We start from the raw sequence: 2,491 nt of genomic DNA on the forward strand, positions 1-2,491 counted from the left end.
TGGTGGGTGATGACGGAGTCGAACCGCCGACATTCTGCTTGTAAGGCAGACGCTCTACCAACTGAGCTAATCACCCATGCGCAAAATTGCGAAGACGTTATTAAACCAAAAAATCCTGATGCGCGCAAGATTTATTTGCCGATAATTAGATGTCTCCCTGCAAGCACCAGTTTTCAAAGGAAATAATTTCTTCCTGTTTGCCTGCGACAACCAAAATGTCGCCGGTTTCCAGAACGAAATCAGGGTCAAGGTCTTGGATTTTTCCGGTATTGCGGCGGATAAACAATAGTTTCAGATGATGGGCGGTCAAGGGCAATTCACGGATGGTTTTACCGATGGCATGTGCCTCGCCTTGCAATGGGAAGGCATGGCGGCAGACGGCCTTGCTGTCTTCGTCGGAGAAGCTGTCATCATCACTGCCGACAAACAAGTCTTGCAAAGATGCATAGCGGCTGTGACGGATGTGGGTTATGGTTTGATAAACATGGTTGTAGGAAAGGCCGTGGCCCAACATGGCATAGCTTGCCAGCACCAGGCTGGTTTCTTTGGTATCGGAGACGGTTTCTTCAGCACCCATTTCGGTAAAGGTTTTAACGTAATCGTCATTGGTGGCGCGAACATAAACCGGCATGCTCGGATGCATGGACATGATGTTGCCGAGAACATGTTGGGTTTCATGCATATTGTTCAGCGTGATGACCACTATTTTGGCACGTCCCAAGCCGGCGGCTTCCAAGACTTCACGGCGTTTGGCATCGCCAAAGGAAACCGGTTCGCCTGCGTTGCGTGCCACTTGTACGCGGGCAATATCCAAGTCAAGGGCAAAGTAGGGGATGCCTTCTTGCGCCAATACACGGGCAACCGATTGACCGCCGCGTCCGAAACCGATAATTAGGACGTGTTCGGATTTGCTCATGGTTTCCACCAGCATGGAGTGCAAGTCCAAGGCTTTCATGTCCCAGTCGGATTTAACAAAGCGGCTGACGATGGCATCGCTGCTGCCCAAAATGAATGGTGCGGCAATCATGGAGAGCAAGACGGCTGCAGTGGCTGCTTGTTCCAATTCGGGCGAAACCATATTGATTTTGCTGGAAATAGCCAGCATCACGAAACCGAACTCGCCGCCTTGTGCCAAATAAAGCGCACTCTTGAGGCTGTCGCTCGTAGGGTTTTTCATGCGCAAAGCGATGATGAAGACGACCAGTGCTTTCAAGACCAACAGGATTGCCAACAAAATCAGGATTTGCTGCCAGTTGCCGATCAGCGCCTGAATATCCAGCTTCATACCGACGGTAATGAAGAAGAAGCCCAGCAGGATATCGCGGAATGGACGGATGTCGTCTTCCACCTGAATACGGTATTCGGTTTCGGAAAGCAGCATACCGGCAACGAATGCGCCCAATGCCATAGACAGGCCTTCAAGCTCCGTCAGATAGGCCACGCCCAAAGTAACCAGCAAAACGTTGATCATAAAGAGTTCGGACGATTTGCGTTTGGCAACCAGTCTGAACCAGCGCGACATCACACGGCTGCCGACAACAAACAAAATGCCCAAGGTCAGCAACATTTTCAAACCGGCCAAGCCCAGTTCTACCCACAAGTTGCCTTCGCTGCCGCCAGCAAGTGCCGGAATCAGAATCATCAGCGGTACCACGGCAATATCTTGCATCAGCAAAACACCCATGGCCATTTGTCCATGTGGCTGACCCAGCTCGGTTTTCTCCGACAGAATGCGGCTGACGATGGCGGTGGACGACATGGTCAGTGCGCCCGCAGTGGCAAACGCCCAGTTAAACGGCGTGCCCATTGCCATCAAAATGCCCATAATCGAGAGCATGGTAATGATGACTTGCAAACCGCCCAAGCCGAATACGAGACGGCGCATGGCTTTGAGTTTGGGCAGGGAGAATTCGAGACCGATGCTGAACATCAAGAATACAATGCCTATTTCGCCCAAATAGTCGGTGGCATGGCTTTGCGGAATCAGTTTGAACATACCCGGACCGGCAATAAAACCGACCAAAAGATAACCGAGCATGGAAGGAATGTTGAACTTGCGACAGCAGATAACTGTAATGACGGAAACCAACAAGACAATGACAATGGGTCCGAGGGAGAATTCGTGCATAGAGTGGGCGGCCTTTCGTTAAGAGTAGCTATTGTTATATAGGCCGTCTGAAACACGTCGAAAACCGACAGCAAACCCAAATAAAAACGCACAGAATGAACTTCATTTCTGCGATTTGATTTCCCGTATCATGCTTATTTGGACTTACTGTTTCGAGCGTTATCTAACGGATTATTAAGATTATATCAAGATAGAATGTAAAGTAGTGTTTTGATTGACAAAAAAGGCCGTCTGAAATATTCAGACGGCCTTTAAATAAATGGTTTAAGGCATCAACATGCCGCCGTTGACATGAAGTGTCTGACCGGTAATGTATTTTGCCTGATCAGAAGCCAAGAACAAGACTGCATCGGCAATATCTTG

At 49.4% G+C, this 2,491-nt stretch carries 2 protein-coding genes and 1 tRNA gene; all 3 read right to left on the minus strand.

Annotated elements, in window-relative coordinates; translation table 11 throughout:
- A tRNA-Val gene (locus ACTHS3_RS11590) sits at positions 1-76 on the minus strand.
- Between the two features lie 69 nt (positions 77-145).
- Positions 146-2,128: a cation:proton antiporter domain-containing protein gene (locus tag ACTHS3_RS11595; RefSeq protein ID WP_440368002.1), complete on the minus strand. Its 1,983-nt coding sequence runs from the start codon at positions 2,126-2,128 to the stop codon at positions 146-148.
- A 264-nt stretch (positions 2,129-2,392) separates the two neighbouring features.
- The coding region (locus ACTHS3_RS11600) for an SDR family oxidoreductase (protein ID WP_440368003.1) at positions 2,393-2,491 on the minus strand (99 nt) is incomplete at its 5' end.

This window comes from Neisseria sp. P0009.S007, from assembly GCF_051962515.1.

Coding starts and splice junctions, on each gene's coding strand:
- ACTHS3_RS11595 (WP_440368002.1), bottom strand. CDS start 2,128: ATGCACGAATTCTCCCTCGGACCCATTGTCATTGTCTTGTTGGTTTCC.